General features: G+C 65.1%; 17 protein-coding genes, 1 pseudogene and 1 riboswitch. Of the genes and pseudogenes, 7 read left to right on the top strand and 11 right to left on the bottom strand.

What is annotated here, in order from left to right; genetic code table 11:
* Window positions 1-59: 59 nt before the first annotated feature.
* From F604_RS0107685 to F604_RS12025, 5 genes and pseudogenes are all read right to left on the bottom strand, one after another.
* Window positions 60-968, bottom strand: coding sequence for an NADPH:quinone oxidoreductase family protein (locus F604_RS0107685; protein WP_019551146.1), 909 nt, complete (start codon window positions 966-968; stop codon window positions 60-62).
* Window positions 969-977: 9 nt separating this feature from the next.
* Entirely contained in the window at window positions 978-1,784 is an 807-nt protein-coding gene (locus F604_RS0107680; protein ID WP_019551145.1) for a carbohydrate ABC transporter permease, read from the bottom strand.
* Window positions 1,784-2,893 carry a carbohydrate ABC transporter permease gene (locus F604_RS0107675; protein ID WP_026329056.1) on the bottom strand — a complete coding sequence of 370 codons (1,110 nt, stop codon included), beginning with the start codon at window positions 2,891-2,893 and terminating at the stop codon, window positions 1,784-1,786. The genes F604_RS0107680 and F604_RS0107675 overlap by 1 nt, the downstream gene beginning before the upstream one ends.
* 52 nt (window positions 2,894-2,945) lie before the next feature.
* Window positions 2,946-4,181, bottom strand: coding sequence for an ABC transporter substrate-binding protein (locus tag F604_RS0107670; protein WP_019551143.1), 1,236 nt, complete (start codon window positions 4,179-4,181; stop codon window positions 2,946-2,948).
* A pseudogene (locus tag F604_RS12025) lies at window positions 4,138-5,330 on the bottom strand (ROK family transcriptional regulator). Before F604_RS12025 ends, F604_RS0107670 begins: the two are co-directional and overlap by 44 nt.
* Before the next feature lie 131 nt (window positions 5,331-5,461).
* Window positions 5,462-5,621, top strand: a riboswitch (cobalamin riboswitch).
* 133 nt (window positions 5,622-5,754) lie between these two features.
* Between F604_RS12025 and F604_RS0107660 the strand changes: the two are divergent.
* The 6 genes from F604_RS0107660 to F604_RS0107635 all read left to right on the top strand — a co-directional run bounded on the left by F604_RS0107660 (window position 5,755) and on the right by F604_RS0107635 (window position 10,714).
* Window positions 5,755-6,609, top strand: coding sequence for an ABC transporter substrate-binding protein (locus tag F604_RS0107660; RefSeq protein ID WP_019551142.1), 855 nt, complete (start codon window positions 5,755-5,757; stop codon window positions 6,607-6,609).
* Window positions 6,610-6,612: 3 nt separating this feature from the next.
* A complete protein-coding gene (locus F604_RS0107655) occupies window positions 6,613-7,641 on the top strand; it encodes a FecCD family ABC transporter permease (protein WP_019551141.1) in 1,029 nt (342 codons plus the stop codon).
* Complete coding sequence (locus F604_RS0107650; protein WP_019551140.1) at window positions 7,628-8,380, top strand: ABC transporter ATP-binding protein; 753 nt, start codon at window positions 7,628-7,630, stop codon at window positions 8,378-8,380. The genes F604_RS0107655 and F604_RS0107650 overlap by 14 nt, the downstream gene beginning before the upstream one ends.
* Entirely contained in the window at window positions 8,361-8,672 is a 312-nt protein-coding gene (locus F604_RS0107645; protein WP_019551139.1) for a hypothetical protein, read from the top strand. Before F604_RS0107650 ends, F604_RS0107645 begins: the two co-directional genes overlap by 20 nt.
* Window positions 8,673-8,800: 128 nt before the next feature.
* Entirely contained in the window at window positions 8,801-9,538 is a 738-nt protein-coding gene (locus F604_RS0107640; RefSeq protein ID WP_019551138.1) for an SDR family oxidoreductase, read from the top strand.
* Between the two features lie 9 nt (window positions 9,539-9,547).
* A complete protein-coding gene (locus tag F604_RS0107635) occupies window positions 9,548-10,714 on the top strand; it encodes a serine hydrolase domain-containing protein (protein WP_019551137.1) in 1,167 nt (388 codons plus the stop codon).
* Here F604_RS0107635 and mntR read toward each other — a convergent pair.
* Window positions 10,696-11,367, bottom strand: a complete 672-nt coding sequence (mntR, locus tag F604_RS0107630) for a manganese-dependent transcriptional regulator MntR (RefSeq protein ID WP_019551136.1) — start codon at window positions 11,365-11,367, stop codon at window positions 10,696-10,698. The two genes, F604_RS0107635 and mntR, sit on opposite strands and share 19 nt — an antisense overlap.
* 30 nt (window positions 11,368-11,397) lie before the next feature.
* Complete coding sequence (locus F604_RS0107625; protein ID WP_019551135.1) at window positions 11,398-12,306, bottom strand: DUF72 domain-containing protein; 909 nt, start codon at window positions 12,304-12,306, stop codon at window positions 11,398-11,400.
* Between the two features lie 223 nt (window positions 12,307-12,529).
* Between F604_RS0107625 and F604_RS0107620 the strand changes: the two genes are divergently transcribed.
* Entirely contained in the window at window positions 12,530-13,390 is an 861-nt protein-coding gene (locus tag F604_RS0107620) for a complex I NDUFA9 subunit family protein (protein ID WP_019551134.1), read from the top strand.
* Between the two features lie 2 nt (window positions 13,391-13,392).
* Here the strand turns inward: F604_RS0107620 and ruvC are convergent, their stop codons facing one another.
* From ruvC to F604_RS0107600, 4 genes are read right to left on the bottom strand one after another with little or no spacing between them, the layout of a single operon-like run.
* Complete coding sequence (gene ruvC / locus F604_RS0107615; protein ID WP_019551133.1) at window positions 13,393-13,893, bottom strand: crossover junction endodeoxyribonuclease RuvC; 501 nt, start codon at window positions 13,891-13,893, stop codon at window positions 13,393-13,395.
* Window positions 13,894-13,905: 12 nt separating this feature from the next.
* Entirely contained in the window at window positions 13,906-14,961 is a 1,056-nt protein-coding gene (ftsZ, locus tag F604_RS0107610; RefSeq protein ID WP_019551132.1) for a cell division protein FtsZ, read from the bottom strand.
* Window positions 14,962-14,992: 31 nt separating this feature from the next.
* Window positions 14,993-16,237, bottom strand: a complete 1,245-nt coding sequence (ftsA, locus tag F604_RS0107605) for a cell division protein FtsA (RefSeq protein WP_019551131.1) — start codon at window positions 16,235-16,237, stop codon at window positions 14,993-14,995.
* A complete protein-coding gene (locus F604_RS0107600; protein WP_019551130.1) occupies window positions 16,234-16,818 on the bottom strand; it encodes an FtsQ-type POTRA domain-containing protein in 585 nt (194 codons plus the stop codon). Before F604_RS0107600 ends, ftsA begins: the two co-directional genes overlap by 4 nt.
* Window positions 16,819-16,826 lie beyond the last annotated feature (8 nt).

Below are 16,826 nucleotides of genomic sequence, written 5' to 3'. Positions count from 1 at the left end.
CCATGTATCCCCGGTTTAAAAACCGGGGGATTATAGCTCCCCCACACCCCCTCTTTTCTCTAAAGGCGGACGACGATCTTGCCCACATGGCCCCGGTCCAGGAGGGCTTGGAAGGCGGCTTCAGCCTCGGGGAAGGGGAAAACCCTTCCCACCACGGGCTTGAGCTCCCTGCCCAAACGGGGCAGGAGAAACCGCAAGGCCTCCTGCACCAGGGCTTTTTCCCTGAGGAGGGGAGCAAGCCAAAAGCCCATTACCGTGAGGTTCCTCCGCATGAGGCGCAAGGGATTCAGGGGCGCCACCTCTCCCTCGGCGGCCCCAATATAGACCAGCCTTCCCCCTGGGTTCAGAAGGGAAAGGCTTTCCTCCAGCTGGTTACCCCGCACCTCCAGAAGGATATCCACCCCGCCGAATGCCTTGGCCTTTTCGGGGAGCTCCGCATAGGTGGCGACGGCCTCAGCCCCCAGGGCCTGGGGAAGATCCAGCTTCTCGGGCCTCGAGGCGGAGGCCAGCACCTTTAGGCCCATGGCCTTTGCCACCTGCACCGAAGCTGTTCCCAAAGCTCCCGCCGCTGCCTGCACCAGGACCTTTTCCCCGGGCTTGGCCCCCGCCTGCCTCAGGGCCAGGTAGGCGGTGAGGAAGGAAACCGGGTAGGCGGCGGCCTCCTCCGGGGAGAGCCCCTCGGGCACGGGTAGAAGGGCTTCCCTGGGCACGGCTACCTTCTCCGCCAGGGCCCCATGCCCTACCAAGGCGGCAAAGCGCCGCCCCTCCACCCGGCCCACCACCTCCATGCCCGGCACGAAGGGCGGATGAATCCGGGTGAGGTATCCGCCAAGCCGCATGAGGTGGTCGGCGAAGTTCAGGCCCACCGCCTCCACTTCCAGCACTACCTCTCCCGGGCCCGGCGTGGGGTCGGGGATCTCCTTAAAGGTCATGGGGCCTTGAAGGCGTTCTTGCACCCAGGCGCGCATGGCAGGAGTCTACCCCTTTACCGAGCCAGCCAGGAGCCCCCGAAGGAAGTACCGGCCCAGGAAGATGTAGACCAGAAGGGTGGGTAAAGCGGCCAGAATGGCCCCGGCCATGGGCAGGTTCCACTTCACTGCCTCACCGCCTGCCAGTTGCGCCAGGGCCACGGTGATGGGCTGGCTTTCCGGCCGGGTCAGGGTCACGGCGAAGAGGAACTCGTTCCAGATCTGGGTGAACTGCCAGATGGCCACCACCACGAAGGCGGGGGCAGAAAGGGGCAGGATTACGTGGCGGAAGATGCCGAAGAAGCCTGCCCCGTCTATGCGGGCAGCCTCCACCAGCTCATCGGGGATTTCACTGTAGTAGTTCTTGAAGATAAGGGTGACGATGGGGATGCCGTAGACCACGTGGACCAGGATGAGGCCCCATAGGGTGCCGTAAAGGCCTATGGCCTTTACGAACTGGAAAAGGGGGATGAGGATGCTCTGGTAGGGGATGAACATCCCGAAGAGCATGAGGGCAAACAGGAGGTTAGAACCCCTAAAGGGCCACTTGGCCAGGACGTAGCCGTTGAGGGCTCCCACCAGGGCGGACAGCGCCGTGGCGGAAAGGGCCAGGACCACGCTGTTTTGGAACTTGGGCCGGAAGGCATCCCAGGCGATTTTGAAGCTTTCCCAGTACACGGGGTCCGGCCAGCGCCAGACCGTGTCCAGGGTAATCTTGGCGGGTTCCTTCAGGGCGGTGAGGATCACCAGATAGACGGGGAGAAGGAAGAAGAGGGTGGCGAGGAGTAAGAAGGCGTACAGGAAGAACCGGCCCATCAGCGCCTGACCTCCTTCCGAAGCTGGCTTACCAGGTAGGGGATGACCACCAAGGCCACCAAGAGCAAGAGGAGTATGCCGATGGCCGCCCCCTTGGCGAACTGGTTGCCGCGGAAGGCGAGGAGGTACATGTAGATGGCGGGTACATCGGTGGGGGCGTAATCCAACCCGGCCATGGCGAAGATGAGGTCAAAGATCTTCAGGGCGATGTGCCCCAGGACGATCATGGCGGAAAGGGTGATGGGGGCGAGGAGGGGAAGGATGACGTGCCGGTAGGTCTGCCACTCGCTGGCCCCGTCCACCTTGGCCGCTTCCAGCACCTCCACGGGGATTCCCCTTAGACCCGCCAGATAAAGGGCCATGGTGTAGCCGGACATCTGCCAGACCGCCGCCAGAATCACCCCCACCAGGGCTAGGCTGAAGCCGTGGGGCTCGGGGTAGGGGAGAAGGTGGGTGGTCCTGCCCAGGGTGAAGGCCCAAACCAGGAGGACCCCGCTGGACAACAGGCTCCAGAAAAGCCGCTTCCTTTCCCCTTCCTGGTGGGCTTTCCAAGCCACGTACAAGAGGGTTAGGCCCACCGCCAAGGCGGTGTAAAAGGGCAGTTGGTTCCAGTCAAAGACCCAGGTCTGCTGCCTGGTGGTGAGCCAGGGGAAGTGGAAGGGGGGTAGGCCAAAGAGGGTGGGCAGGACGTTGATCCCACCTTGGGGCTGCAAGAGCCAGCGCCAGATGGTGCCGGTGACTACGAAGGAGAGGGCCATGGGAAAGAGGAAGACGGTGCGGAAAAGGCCTTCTCCCTTGGGCCCGCGGTCCAGGGCCATGGCCAGGAGGAGGCCTAGGCCCAGGCTTCCCCCCATGAAAAAGAGGGTGAAGAAGATGAGGTTGACCACGCTTTGGCGGAAACGCACGTCCACGAAGCCGGTGAAGAGTTCACGGTAGTTTTCCAGGCCCACGAAGTGGAGCTCTGGCCTCAGGGCCAGGGCCTGGGCTGGGTTCTTTCCCCAGTCGGTGAGGGAAACCCAGAGGTTTTGCCCGATGAAGCCGTAGACGAAGATGCCCACGGCCACCAAGGAGGGGAGGAGGACCAGGAAGGCTACGATCCGGTCGCGCATGCTCTCTCCGGAAAAGCCCGTGGGGGCTTTTGCCCCCACGGGCCGAGGAAGCTTAGCGGCCCAAGCCCACCTGGTTGGCGATGGCCTGGGCGGCGTTGGCGGCCGCCTGGGGGCTCTTGGTCTGCAGGAAGATCTCCATCACGGTGCCGAACTGGCTCATGAAGCTTTCGGGTGCCACTGCCCCGTGGACCAAAGAGCCCACGATGCGGTTGGACTTCCAGTCCTTCATGGCCGACTGGCCGTAGGCGTTGTACTTGGCGGGGTCGGAGTCCAGCCGGGCGGAGATGGAGCCCTTCAGGGGGTTAAAGGTGTCCTGGCCCTCCTTGGAGCCCACCAGCTTGAGCCAGTTGATGGCGTTTTGCCGGTTCTTGGCTCCCTTGGGGAGGCCAAAGGAGTCGGAGAGCATCATGAAGACCCCTTGGGTGCCGGGGGAGGGGGCCCAGGCGAAGTCCACACCGGGCTTCAGCTTCAGCGTGGTGCTCATGTAGCCGGCGGCCCAGTCGCCCATGATGTTGAAAGCGGCCTTGCCCTGGACTACCCGGTCCACCGCCTGTTGCCAGGAAAGCCCCGCGGCGTCCTTGTTGGCGCAATCCAGCACCTTGCCAAAGGTTTCCCATACGGCCACCGCCTTGGGGTCGGTGAACTTTAGCTTGCCGCTCCAGAGGTTATTCCAGCCGTCGGCTCCCAGGGTGGCCAGGGCCACGCTTTCCCAAAGGTGCTGCTGGGTCCAGTTCTCGCCCAGGGCCAAGGGTGCTTCAAGGCCCTTCCGCTTCAAGGTCTGGCAGGTGGCGAGGAACTCCGCCCAGGTCTTGGGCGGGGTCACCCCCCATTCCTTCAGCTTGGCGGGGATGTACCACATGACGTTGGAGCGGTGGATGTTGACGGGCACGCTCCAGATGCCTCTCTTGTAGGAGAGGAGGTCGATGAGGCCCTTGGGGAAGGCTTGGAGCCAACCCTCCTGCCGGAAGAGGCTGGTGAGGTCCTCCATGCGGTCGGCCACCACCCAGGTGCCGATGAGTTCCTGCCCGGCGTGCACCTGGAAGGTATCGGGCGGGTCACCGCCCAGCATGCGGGTCTTCAGGACCGCCTTGGCGTTCACCCCGGCCCCGCCGGTAACCGTGGCGTTGATGACCTCCACGCCGGGGTACTTTTGCTTGTAAAGCCGGATGAGGGCCTCGAGGGCCGGTCCCTCATCCCCTGCCCACCAGGAGAAGATCTCCAGCTTGCCCGTCTGGGCCAGGGCGCTAAGCCCCAAGGCCACGCCGATCGCCAAAAGCCACTTCCTCATACCTACCTCCATTGCGACGTGGGCTTTCCGCCCACAGGCCGCCCAGCTCGAAAAACCTCACCAAAAAGAGGCTAGCCCCACCCACCGCCGGGGCAGGTGACCATAAAGGGAAGGTTGCACGGGCAAGGAACGATGGGCTTCCAGGAAGGCATGGGCCGCCAAGGACTGGCGCAAGGATTGCTCCAGGTAGGGGAAGAACTCGGCTGCCTTGCCCCCTATGACCACCCGGGCCGGGTCGTAGGCCACCGCCAGGTTGGCGAGGAACCGCCCCAAGGCCTCGCCCAGATGATGGATGGCCTCGAGGGCCAAAGCCTCCCCCTGCTTGGCCTGCTGGAGCAGGGCCTCGAGGGCCCCCGCCTTTCCGCCCAGGGACCGGTAATGCTCCAAGAGGGCACCGAGGCCCAGTTCGGTTTCCAGGCACCCCACCCGGCCGCAGGCGCAGGGCTTGTGCCCCTGGCCGAGCCAGTGGCCCAGCTCCCCAGCGGCCCCACCCGCTCCCCGCAGGATCCGGCTATCCGATACCACCCCGATTCCCAAGCCCGTGCTGAGCACCAGGTAGGCGAGGTTAGCCTCGCCGTGAAAGAAGACCTCGGACAGGGCCGAGGCCTTGGCATCGTTTTCCAAGGCCGTGGGCAGGGGAAAGTGGGAAAGCAGGGGCCGGAGGTCCAGGTTTTTCCAGCCCAGGTTGGGGGCCAGGAGGAGCCGGTCCTCCACCACCACCCCAGGCAGGGTGAACCCCAGGCCCAAGGGCCCCGGTACATGGGGAAGAATCTCCTGCAGAAGCCGTTCCAGACGTTCCCTGGGACCGGCCTCCCGGGGGTGGCTCCATTCCTTGGCCCATAGAACCTCTCCCCGCCAGTCCAGGGCCAGAAGGACGGTTTCCTCCACCCCCAGTTCCGCGCCTAGGGCAAAGCGGGCGCCAGGGCGTAGGTGCAAGAGGGTGCCGGGCCGGCCCACGGGGGGAGAGGTAAAGGCCCCTTCCTCCAGAAGGCCCTCCTGTAAAAGCTCATCCACCAGGCGGCTTACCGCGCTTTTAGCCAAACCGGTAAGCCGGGAAAGGTCCGCCCGGGTAAGGGGGCCCCGCCTCAGGTGGGCCAGAATAGCCCGGCGGTTGAGCCTGCGGATTTCCTGCGTGTCCCCTTTGCGCATCCCAGTTCTTTTCCCTTTGCCCTTTAGTTCGTTCTCGGGACTAAGTAAATCACCCGTCCCCGAATGTGTCAAGCCCTTGCCTTTTTGCCCCATTAGGCTTAGCCTGGCCTTAAGGCCCGCTAGGGCCTCAAAGCCAGGTCCGTTGCCCTGGTGCCTGGGCGCGTAGTCCAGGCTTAAAGTGGGGAAGTCCGGTGCAAGTCCGGCGCTGTCCCGCAACGGTAACCGGCCATTCTTTAAGCTTAAACTTCGCAGGCCGGAAGCCCGAATACCTGCCAGGGCCGCCCGCCAAACCCCTTAGGCGGGCACCTCACGCGGATGGGGGAGCGATGGGGGTTTGCAAAGCCATTTGCGCCTCTGCCGCTTTCCGGCAGGGGTTTTCCCTACCTCCCCCGGGCCTGGCCCTAGCGGCCTTAGGGAGGTAGGCATGAAGAGAGTTTGGGCGGTTCTTTCGGTCCTTTTGGCCTTGGCCTTCGCTTTTCCCTTAACCCTCACCGACGACCTAGGGCGCACGGTCACGGTCAAGGCACCCCCAAAGCGCATCGTTACCATGCTCCCATCGGTGACGGAAACGGTGTGCGCCCTCGGGGCCTGCGATCGCATCGTGGCCACCGACAACTACTCCGACTGGCCCGAGAGGGTGAAGGCCCTGCCCAAGGCCGGGGGGCTTTACAACCCCAACCCCGAGCTCATCGTTTCCCTGAAGCCGGACCTGGTCCTGGTTTCCAAGTACGGCCGGCTCTATGAGACCCTGGAGCGGGCGGGCCTAACGGTGTATGCGGTGCGCACTGAGACCTACGAGGATATCTTCCGCACCACCCGTACCCTGGGGAAGCTTCTTGGCCTCGAGGCCCAGGCGGAGCGCCTGGTGGCCCAGATCCAGCGGGAGGTATACCAGGAGGAATCCCGGGCGGCCAAGGCCAAGACCCGGCCCCGGGTTTACTACGAGATTGACCCCACCCCCTACACCGTAGGGCCCGAGAGCTTCATCGGGGTGCTGATCCAAAAGGCCCGGGGGGTGAACATCATCCCCAAGGAGCTGGGTCTTTTCCCCAAGATCGCCCCCGAGTTCGTGGTGGAGAAAAACCCCGAGGTGATCGTGGCCACCTACCCGGGTGCCCTGGAAACCATCCGGGCCAGGCCTGGCTGGAGCCGGGTGAAGGCGGTGCAGACTGGGCGCATCTGCGTGTTTACCGGGGGCCAGGATAGCCTCCTTTCCCGCCCAGGTCCTCGGGTGGCCCAGGGCTTGAGGCTTCTGGTGGATTGCTTCCACGGGCGCTAGGCCATGACCCAGGCCCTTCCCCTAGCCCTTAAGCGAAGCCTGGTCTTCCTTTGGCTGGTTTTCCTTCTCCTCCTGGCTTTGGTGCTGGGGGTAGCCTTGGGGGCGGTCAGCCTCCCGGTGGGCGAGGTGGTTTCCGCCCTCTTGGGCCTGAAGGAGAATCCCATCGTTACCGAAATGCGGCTTCCCAGGGTCCTAGGGGGCATGCTGGTGGGGGCGGCCTTGGGGGTGGCGGGAGCCAGCTTCCAAGGGCTTTTCCGCAACCCCTTGGCCGACCCCTACCTCATGGGCTCGGCGGCGGGGGCGGCCTTTGCCGTGACCCTCTTGGCGGCTTTTCTCGGGGGGCTTTCCCCTGCCTTTGCCCAGCACGCCGTTTTCCAAAGCCTACCCCTTTCCGCCACCTTGTTCGGCTTTTTCGGTGCCCTTCTGGCTACCCTGGTCACCTTGGTCTTGGCGGGGGGTGCCGCCCGCACGGGGGAGCTGGTGCTGGCCGGGGTCGTGGTGGGGAGCGTCCTGACCGGGGCCACCACTTACCTGATGCTCCAGGATGCCGACCGGGTGCGGGCGGTCTTCGCCTACACCCTGGGCAACCTGGCCTTTTTGGGCTGGCCGGGGGTGAAGGCCTTGCTCCTCTTCTTCCTGGTGGCCTTTCCACCCCTCCTGCTTCTGGGGCGGGTCCTGAATGCCTTGCAGCTGGGGGAGGATGTGGCCAAGAGCCTGGGATTGCCCCTCGAGGGCCTGAAGCTTCTTCTCCTCCTGGCCGCAAGCCTCCTGGTGGCCGCCGCCGTGGCCCAAGCGGGGATCATTGGCTTTGTGGGCCTCATCACCCCCCACCTCCTGAGGCGCTTCCTGGGGGAGGACTACCGGCTGCTCTTGCCGGCTTCCGCTTTGGGAGGGGCGGCCCTTTTGGCTCTGGCCGACCTTTTGGCCCGCACCCTCACCCGACCGGCGGAGCTTCCCGTGGGGGTGGTGACCACTCTTCTTGGGGGGCCATTCTTCCTGTACCTGATGTGGAGGCGGCGTGGAAGGGCTTGAGGCCAAGGGGATCGTGGGGCCCTATGCCCTCTTAGGGGTGGGCCTGGCCGTAAGGCCGGGGGAGTGGGTGGCCCTTTTGGGCCCCAATGGATCGGGGAAGAGCACCCTTCTGAGGGTTATGGCGGGGCTCCTCCGGCCCAGGGCAGGGGGGGTCTTTCTGGAGGGAAAGCCCCTTCGGGCCTATGGAAGCTATGCCCGGGGCCGGCTCCTCGCCTACCTGCCCCAGGGAGGCCCCTACCCGGAGGGGCTCTTGGTGGAGGAGGTGGTGCGCTTAGGAAGGCTTCCCCACCTGGGCCTTTGGGGGCGGGAAGGGCGGGAGGATGTGGAAGCGGTGGAGTGGGCTTTGGAGGTTACGGGGGCTTCCCGTTTCCGGGGCCGGTACCTGGGCAGCCTTTCCGGCGGGGAGCGCCAGCGGGTTCTTCTGGCCCGGGCCCTGGCGGCTAGGCCCCGCTACCTCCTTCTGGACGAACCCACCACCTTCCTGGACCTGGAATACCAGGGTGGGCTTCTGGCCCTCTTCCAAAACCTGGTTGCCAAGGGGATGGGGATTCTTTCCGTCCTTCACGACCCCAACCAGGCGGCTTTGGCCGGACGGGTGGCGGTGTTGAAAGGGGGACGGCTTTTGGCGGAAGGAAGGCCGGAGGCGGTGCTCACGGAAGCCCTTCTGCAAAACCTCTACGGCCCAGGGGTGCGGGTGGCCCACCTCATGGGGAGGCCGCATGTCTACCTGGACGGATAGGGCTAGGCTCTACATCCGGGGCCGGGCTTTCCTCCTGGACCTAGGGGAGGAGGTGGCTTTTTACACGGAATCCGGACCCAAGAGGGCCCGCTACCTCCTGGTGGGTAAGCTTTCCCTACCCGAGCGCCTGCGGCTTGGCCTGCCCCTTACGGGGGTGCTCCACTATCCCCTATCGGTGGACCCCTTGGCCTTTGAATGGGAGGGGGAAACGCTAATCCTGCCTGGGCTTAGGGTCTATCTGGGAGGCCCACCCCTTTTTGTGGAAACGCCCTATTACGCCTGGCGGCTATAGGGGCTGCCTGAGTCCCTGCTTTGGCGTAGGCACCCTCAAGGGGTGTTTACCCGCCCTTGACCGCCGGCCGGGAGAAGGGGTAGGGTAGGCCTACCGACCGTTCGGTCGTGGCAAGGAGGAGGTGAGGGATGCGGCTTAAGGATAAGGTGGTCCTGATCACCGGGGCGGCCCACGGGATCGGCCGGGCCACGTTGGAGCTTTTCGCTGGGGAAGGGGCGAGGCTTGTGGCCTGTGACCTCGAGGCGGCTTCATTGCAGGAGGCGGCGAAGGCCACGGGGGCCTTGGCCGTACCCATGGACGTGGCCGATCCCCTCTCGGTGGAGAAAGGGTTCCGGGAGGCCCTAGAGGCCATGGGCCGCTTGGATGGCGTGGTGCACTACGCGGGGATCACCCGGGACAACTTCCACTGGAAGATGCCCCTCGAGGACTGGGAGGCCGTGATCCGGGTGAACCTCACGGGAAGCTTCCTGGTGGCCAAGGCGGCCAGCGAGGCCATGCGGGAGAAGAACCCGGGTTCCATTGTTCTCACCAGTTCCCGGGTGTACCTGGGGAATCTGGGGCAGGCCAACTACAGCGCGGCCAAGGCGGGGGTGGTGGGGCTGACCCGGACCCTGGCCTTGGAGCTTGGCCGGTGGGGGATCCGGGTGAACGCCCTGGCTCCGGGCTTTATTGAGACCCGGATGACGGCTAAGGTGCCGGAGAAGGTGCGGGAGAAGGCCATCGCCGCCACCCCTTTGGGGCGCACGGGGAAGCCCATTGAGGTGGCCTACGCTGCCCTTTTCCTGGTTTCCGATGAGTCCAGCTACATCACCGGCCAGGTGCTCTTCGTGGACGGGGGTAGAACCATCGGCGCTGCTCCCGCTTGAGAGGCGAGCATGGACTTTTCCCGACTAGATGAATTCTTGAAAAGGCAGGTGGCTGAGGGTCTTCTTCCCGGGTACGTGGCCCTGGTGGCCCGGGGGGGAGAGGTGATCTACCAGGGAGTGGGGGGGTATCTGGATCCGGAAAAGGCTCTTCCCATGCGGGAAGACGCTCTTTTCCGCATCTACTCCATGACCAAGCCATGGGTTTCCGCCCTAGCCCTCACCTTCGTGGAGGAGGGCAGCCTTTCCCTTCTGGACCCTGTGGAAAAGTACCTGCCGGGGTTCGCCGGGGTCAAGGTGGGGCGGGAAGTGGGGGAGGAGGTGGCCCTCGAGGCCCTTAGGCGGCCCCTCACTGTCTACGACCTCCTCCCCCACACCGCGGGCTTTACCTATGGGGTCTTCTTCCGCTCCCCGGTGAAACGGCTCTACCTGGAGGCGGGGGTGGATCGGTTTGACCTTCCCCGGGAGGAGTTCCTTACCCGCTTGGCCTCTTTGCCCCTGCGCTTCCAGCCGGGAGAAGCCTTTGAGTACGGGCTTTCCACCGATGTGCTGGGGCATCTCTTGGAGGCCATGGCGGGCAAAAGCCTGGCGGAGCTCCTCAATGAGCGGGTGTTTTCCCCCTTGGGTATGTGGGATTCGGGCTTCGTGGCCCAAGACCCTACCCGGCTGGCCCAGCCCTTTTCCCGGGATCCGGAAACAGGCAGGTCCATCCGCCTCATTCCCGTGGAGGCGGAGCCCCCCCGGTATGCGGGGGGCCTGGGCGGGGTAAGCACGGCCTGGGACTACCTGCGGTTCCTGGAGGCCCTGCGCACGGGACGGGGGTTTTTGCACAAAAGCCTCTGTCGCCTCCTGGTCCAGGATCACCTGGGTCCCCTCTACGAGGCGGGGTTGAGAAGGGGCCTGGAGTACACTCCTGGCCCCGGCTACGGCTTTGGCCTTGGGGTGGCGGTGCGTTTGGGCCCTGGGGGTCTGGCGCCGGGAAGCCCCGGGGACTTCTACTGGTGGGGGTTTGCCGGCACGTATTTCCTGGTGGATCCCGCCCTGGAACTGAGCGCCTTGCTTTTCACCCAGGCCCCCAATCTCCTTTCCGTGCTGGAGCCGGAAAGGGCTCTTCACTCCCGGCTTGGGCAGCGGCTTGGCCTGGCCTTCCGCACCCTGGTTTACGGGGCCCTTTCCTGAAGGGCCTCTACCCCAACGGCCTGGGCCAGCTCCTCGGGAAGGCGCAATACCTCCCCTGCCATTTCGATGCCCACCCCGTCTCCTTTCTCCACCACCCTAAGGACCTTTCCGGGAACCAGACCCAGCTTGGCCAGGAGGTTGAGGGTGCCCCGGTCCTGGGCCAAGGCCCGCACCACCCGGGCCTCCCCTAAGGGAGCCTGGGAGAGGGGGAGGGCTGGGGCTTCCGGCAGGGCCAGGTCCTTGGTGGGGATGGGGTCCCCGTGGGGGTCAAAGGGAGGGTGGCCTAAGAGCTCGGCGATCCTTTCCTCAAAGGCCTCGCTGATCACGTGCTCCAGCCGTTCCGCTTCCTGGTGGACTTCCTCCCAGCCGTAGCCCAGGGCTTGGTGCAGGTAGGCCTCGAGGAGCCGGTGGTGCCTTAGGACCTCCAGGGCGATCCGCCGCCCGGCCTCGGTGAGCCGGGCCCCCTGGTAGGGGGCATGCTCCACCAGGCCCAAGGCGGTGAGCTTCTTGAGCATCTCCGTCACCGAGGGGGGTTTAACCCCCAGGCGCTCGGCAAGCGCTTGGGTGGGCACCGGGCCTTGCCGCTCCGCCTCCAGGAGGAAAAGCTGCTTCAGGTAGTCCTCCTGGGCCTCGGACAGGGGAGGGCGCGTCATCCCCCTCAAGGTAGCATGAAACCCTAGGGGTTAAAGAAGCTTCTTGGCCCAGGGAGGAGGGCCTAGGCCCAGGAGGCCTTTAAGCCCCAGGGCTGCCTCCACGCCCTGGGTGCCATAGTTGTTGTTAAAGATGACGAAAACCGTCTCGGCCTTCTCCGCAAGGGTCAGGGTAGCCTGGGCCAGGTCTTGAAGCTCCTCCTCTGAGTAACGCCAGTTGAAGCGCTCGTAGGGCTTTTGGTGAGGGCCTTTCCAGGACTCTGCGTTTCTTCCGTGGCATCGAAGCACCGCCACGGGGTGGGTGGGTTCCAGGACCCGGGGTGGGGCCTCGGGATGGAGTGGGGCATCCACGCTCACGTGGATGAGGCCGAGCCGCTCCAGTTCCTTCCTCACGAATCCCCAGGCCACGTACCACCTGGGGTTGCGAAACTCCACCGCCACCCAGTAGCCCTGGGTCCTCTCCGCCAGGCGCTCCAGGTAGCGAAAGCTTCGGGGCTTGGGTTCGGTCCAGGGCGGAAGGCCGAAGTGCAGGTACCCCAGCTTGCCCGCCTCCCTTAAAGGGGTGATGGCGGCGAAGAAGCGGTTCCAGGCTTCCTCCACCACTTCCTTGGGAACCTCCCGCTGGGCCAGGTGGCCTTCGGTTTTGGGGAGAAGGGAGCGAAGGTCCTTGGGAAGGGTGGCGGCCTCGAGGCCATGCCCGGTAAAGGCGGAATAAGCTTTCACGTGGAAAAGAAAGCCCGCTGGGGTCCTCTCTGCCCATTTCGCCACCACCTCCCGCCGGGGTAGGGCGTAGAAGGTGCTGTCCACCTCCACGGTGTCAAAGTGCTCCGCATAGTAGCGGAGGCGCTTCTCGGGATGGTGGCGTACCTCGGGAGGATACCACCCGGAGGCGAGGAGGGTTTCGTCCGTCCAGCTGGCGGTACCCACCCGGATCTCTCCCATGCCCTCATGGTGGCAGGGGTGGGGTTTTTAGACAAGCGCTTACCCCGCCTTGGCTGCGGGGGCCTCCTTTGTGGCTGGGGTAACACCCTTGGGTTGTTCTTTCTGGGAGAATACCTAAAGTCGTCCCCAGCCCTGGAGCTGGGCGGTGGAAGGCAGGTTGGGGCAGTCTACCGTTAACTCTCTAGATGCAAAGGAGGACGAAGAGAGCCTTGGGACGCTTGGGATGAGGGTTCTGGTCGTTGGCGGGACGGGCTTTGTGGGCCGGCACCTGGTGGCCCGGCTTGTGCAAGGGGGCCACATCCCCTTGGTCCTTTCCCGCACCCCCAGGGACCTTCCCAAGGGGGCGGTGCACATCCCCGGGGACATTACCCGGGAGGTACCGACCCTCGAGGGAGTGGAGGCCGCCATCTACCTGGCGGGGATCATCCGGGAGAAGGACCAGACCTTCCGCCAGGTGCACGTGGAAGGGGTCAGGAACCTTCTTGTGGCCCTAAAGAGGGCTGGGGTGGGCCGTCTTCTTCACATGTCCGCCCTGGGGGCCAGGCGGGGCACGGGTAGCCGTTACTACCAAACCAAGGCGGAGGCCGAGGAGCTGGTGCGGGATAGCGGCCTAAGCTACGCCATTTTCCGCCCCAGCCTCATCTTCGGCCCAGGGGATGAGTTCTTTGGCCAGGTGCTCAGGAGTCTCGTCTGCGGGTCCTTGCCCTTTGTGCCCCTCATCGGGGATGGAAGCTTCCCCTTTCGCCCCGTCTACGTGGGGGATGTGGCCGAGGCCTTTGCTGGGGCTTTGGAAAGGGGCCTCGAGGGTACCTTTGACCTGGTGGGGCCAAGGGAGTACACCTTCCGGGAGCTTTTAGGGCTTTGCATGGAGGTTTTAGGGCGGAAAAAACCCTTTCTCTCCATTCCCCTAGGGTTTATGGACCTCGCCGTACCCCTCCTGTCCCGCCTGCCCTTCGCCCCCATCACCCAGGACCAGTACCTCATGCTGAAGGAGGGGAACACCGCTCCCTTTCCCCCTCCCGCCCACCTCCTCCCCCGCCTCACCCCCTTGGAGGAGGTCCTGCCCGGTTACCTCCGCTGCTGAGCTCAAAGGGGCTTAGCCGCCCCCAGGCGGGCGTAGAAGGCGTGGGTGAGGGCGATGGCCAGGGCATCGGCCAGGTGGCTGGGCTTGGGAGCTTCCTTTAAACCCAGGATGCCCCGGACCATCAAGGCCACCTCTTCCTTACCGGCGTGCCCGTGCCCGGCCAGGGCCTGCTTCACCTGCATGGGGCCGTAGGCGTAAACGGGAACCCCGGCCTCAAAGGCCGCCACCAGCACCGCCCCCAGGGCCCAGCCCACCCTGTAGGCCAGTTCGTTCTGCCGGTAGAAGAACTGCTCCTCCACCGCCAGGGCCTCGGGGTGGAAGCGGGCAAGGGCCTCCTTTACCCGGGCGTGGATGCGCCCCACCCGTTCCTGGGCGGGTTCCTTGTGGGAGGTCCTCACCACCTCCCCGTGGAGGAGGCGGGCTTTTAGGGTGCCCTTGGGCTCCACCTCCACCACCCCCAGCCCCAGGTGGGTGATGCCGGGGTCTATGCCCAAAACCACCATGCCTCGAGGTTCCTAGTTTCCCTTTCTAGGGGGGTAGTCCGCATCCCCGTAGCGGATAAAGGCGGGGATGTCGAAGTTATAGGGATCGGCGTGGGTCGGGAAATCCACAGGGCGCAGGGGCTTGGGGACCACGGTACTCTCGCCGAAACCTGCGGCGATGAGGATCACCCGCAGTTCATCCTGGGCCCGTTCATCGTAGGTGACCCCGTAGAGGATGTCCACATCCTCGTTGCCCGTGGCCTCCCGCACCCGCTCCACCACCTCCGCCGCCTCCATAAGGGAGAGGTCCTCGGAGCCCACCACGTTGAGGAGAAGCCGCTTGGCTCCCTCAATGGAGCGTTCCAGGAGGGGGCTGTGGGTGGCGGTCTTGGCGGCTTCCTCCACCCGGTTTTCCCCCCGTCCCGCCCCGATGCCCATGAGCACCTGGCCTGCCCCCTCCAAAAGGGTTTTCACGTCGGCAAAGTCCACGTTGATGAGGCCCGGGAGATTGATGACGTCGGTGATGCCCTTGACCCCGTGGTAGAGGACCCGGTCGGCGATGAGGAAGGCATCCTTGAGGCTTACCTTCTTGTCCACGGCAGAGAGGAGGCGGTCGTTTTGCACCACCACCATGGCGTCCACCCGCTCCTTAAGGCGCTTGATACCCTCTTCCGCCGCCTTGAGGCGTTTCGGGCCTTCGAAGCTGAAGGGGCGGGTCACCACGGCCACGGTGAGGGCTCCAAGCCGCTTGGCGATATCCGCCACCACCGGGGCGCTTCCCGTTCCGGTACCTCCCCCCATGCCGGCGGTGATAAAGACCAGGTCGGCCCCGTCCAAGGCTTCGGCGATGAGGTCCTCGGCCTCGAGGGCCGCCTTCTCCCCGATCTCGGGGTTGGCCCCGGCCCCAAGGCCCCGGGTGAGCTTCTCCCCAAGCTGAATGCGCTGGTCGGCCAGGCTCTTGGCCAGCACCTGGGCGTCGGTGTTGGCGGCGATGAACTCCACCCCCAAAAGCCCCGCCTCAATCATGCGGTTCACCGCGTTGTTCCCCGCTCCCCCGAGACCGATGACCTTGATAACCGCTCCCTCCATCTCTGCCTCCTCTCCCCAAATAGATCCAGAACTAGAACAGGTTATTCAGAATCTCCTTGATCCTCGCCCAAAGACCCTCACCCTTAGCCTTTTCCTCACGCCGTTCCCTCCTTTCCCGGGCCCTCCGGGGCTCGGGTGCGGTGAGGGGCAAGGTGGTGGCGTACCGGACCAAGCCCACGGCGGTGGCGTGGGCGGGGGTGGCCACCACGTCGGTGAGCCCGGAAACCCCATGGGGCTTACCCACCCGCACGGGAAGGCCGTACTGCTGCCTTGCCAGGAGGTCAAAGCCCTTAAGAAGGGCGCTTCCCCCGGTGAGGATGACCCGATTGACCTTGATCTCCAAGGGTCCTAGGGCCTCGTCCACCGACTGGCGGGCCAGGTGCAGGATCTCCCGCAGGCGGGGGCGGATGATGCGGGCGAGCTCGGGGGCGGGCACCTCGCCCAAGGACCCTCCTTCCTGGTTGATCTCCAGAACCAGCTCGGGATCCGCCAGCTCCGGCAAGGCTGCCCCGTACTTGCGCTTCACTCTTTCTGCCTCCTCGAAGGGGATCTTGAGGAGCTGGGCGATGTCCTGGGTCACGTGATCCCCACCCAAGGGCAGAACGGAGGAGTGGGCCAGACGGCCTTCCCGGAAGACCGCCACCTCGGTGGTGCCCCCACCCACGTCCAGGAGGAGTACGGTCATGTGTTCCTCCTCGGGGGACAGCACGCCGAGACCGCTGGCCAGGGGTTGGGCCACCAGGGCCTCGATCTCCAGACCCGCTTCCCCCACCGCCCGGCGCAGGTTGGCCAAAGGCCCACGGCCTGCGGCCACCAGGTGCACGTCCACCTCGAGGCGCACTCCCGCCATGCCCACGGGATCGCGGATGCCCTCCTGGCCGTCCACCTTGAACTCCAGAGGCAGGGCGTGCAGGAGCTCCAGGTCGGTGTCAAAGGGGTAGGCCTTGGCCTGCTCGATGGCCCGCTCCGCGTCGGCGGCGCTGATGCTCTGACCCCGGCGGATGGCGGCCAGGCCGTGGCTGGTCACGCTTTTGAGATGGGGTCCTCCCACCCCCAGGATGACCCGCTCCACCTTCACCCCGGCCACCCTCTCCGCCTGGTGGACGCTTTGGCGGATGGCCTCCGTGGTGCGCTCCAGGTTGACCACCACGCCCCGCTTCAAGCCCTGGGAGGGCACGTTGCCCTCGCCGATGATATCCAGCACGCCATCGGGGGCCAGTTCCCCGATCACGGTGGTGACCTTGCTGGTGCCGACGTCCAATCCAGCGATAATCATGGGCTTACACTCACCCCCCAAGAATACAGGTAAACCCTGCCCTTTGGTACGCCCGCCTGGGCATACTTTACTAGAAGCTGGGCTTCCGGGGCAAAGGCCACGCCCTGGGGTGTTTCCACCCAGAACCCGGCGGGCGTGTAGCGAAGCCGGGTGGCCTCGGGGTAGGCGCGGGCTAAGGCCAGGAGGTCTTGGACCGGTAGGGGACCTTCGCCCTCCACCCGGGGGCCCTTGGCCATGGGGGCCCCTCCGGGAAGCACGGTCCCGTCGGTGGCCAAGGCGTTGCCGTCCGCCAGGGGAAGGAAGGGCTCCCGTTCCCTCAGGATCAGGCGAACCTCTCCTACTCGGGGCTTCTCCAGCCGGGCTTCCGCCACCCAGGGATCCCGCCGAAGGCCTTGGAGGCGGTCGGAGCGAATCCAAAGCCAGGGCTCGCCCGCATAGAGCTGGGTGCGGGCGAGGATCTCCTCGGTTTTCAGATGCTGGTTGCCCATCACCACGATGTGTTCCACGGGGAAGAGCACCAGGCTGGCCACATATAAGGTGGCGGCGAGGAGCAAGGCCAGCAGAAGCCTCATCCCCCACATCTTAATCC

Source organism: Thermus scotoductus DSM 8553, assembly GCF_000381045.1.
GTDB lineage: Bacteria > Deinococcota > Deinococci > Deinococcales > Thermaceae > Thermus > Thermus scotoductus.
The sequence above is the reverse complement of the archived record's forward strand: the minus strand, read 5'-3'. Positions and strand labels throughout refer to the sequence as shown.